Annotated in this window: 2 protein-coding genes; both read right to left on the bottom strand. The window is 57.3% G+C overall.

The window, feature by feature from the left end; genetic code table 11:
- Nucleotides 1-377, bottom strand: a 377-nt coding sequence (locus tag NCS02_RS36170) for an ATP-binding cassette domain-containing protein (protein ID WP_250523709.1), incomplete at its 3' end; no start/stop codon positions are given.
- 14 nt (nucleotides 378-391) lie between these two features.
- Nucleotides 392-736 (bottom strand): ABC transporter permease subunit (locus tag NCS02_RS36165; RefSeq protein ID WP_502800935.1); only part of this gene is annotated, 345 nt, incomplete at its 5' end.

The following is a 736-nucleotide window of genomic DNA, read 5'->3' as shown; positions in this document are numbered from 1 at the left end:
CGTTCGGCGGGCGTCTGGAACACCGCGCCGACCAGACCGTGCTTCGTGCGAACGTGACGTCCGACCATCACGTTCTCTAACGCCGTCATTCCGCCAAAAAGACGAATGTTTTGAAATGTGCGTGCGATGCCGGCCTTTGCGACCTGGTGTACGGCCGCCGGCTTGTATGGAGCACCATCAAGGAGAAAGCCACCGGTATCCGGAGTGTAGAGGCCCGTAATCACGTTGAAGAATGTTGTCTTGCCCGCACCATTAGGTCCAATCAGTCCGTAGATCTCGCCCTCATTGATTGACATACTGACGTCGGTCAAAGCCTGCAGTCCGCCAAAGCTTTTATTCACGCCCGAAACTTTAAGTCGACAGTTATCTGGTTTCATACACGCCCTCAGTTCTACGCTTGGAAGGAACGATTGTTTCGAACCCGGGCAAGCTTAGCGATTTTGTCTTCGTGTTTCGCGGCCGGCCACAGACCTTCCGAGCGATACAGCATGATGAGCACCATCGCCAGACCGTAAAGCAGCTGACGGATGACTTCGGTATCGACGATCTGATGGCCGAAGATGGCGTTTTGCAGCGGGCCCATCGTCGAGCGCAGGAATTCGGGGAACACCGCGAGGAGCACCGCGCCGAGAATCACGCCCGGAATGTGCCCCATGCCCCCCAGCACCACGCACGCCAGCACGACGATCGACTCCCAGAACGTGAACGATTCCGGCGACACGAAGCCCTGGAACGC

This window comes from Caballeronia sp. NCF2 (assembly GCF_023631205.1).
GTDB lineage: Bacteria > Pseudomonadota > Gammaproteobacteria > Burkholderiales > Burkholderiaceae > Caballeronia > Caballeronia zhejiangensis.
This window is presented reverse-complemented; position numbering and strand designations above follow the sequence as displayed.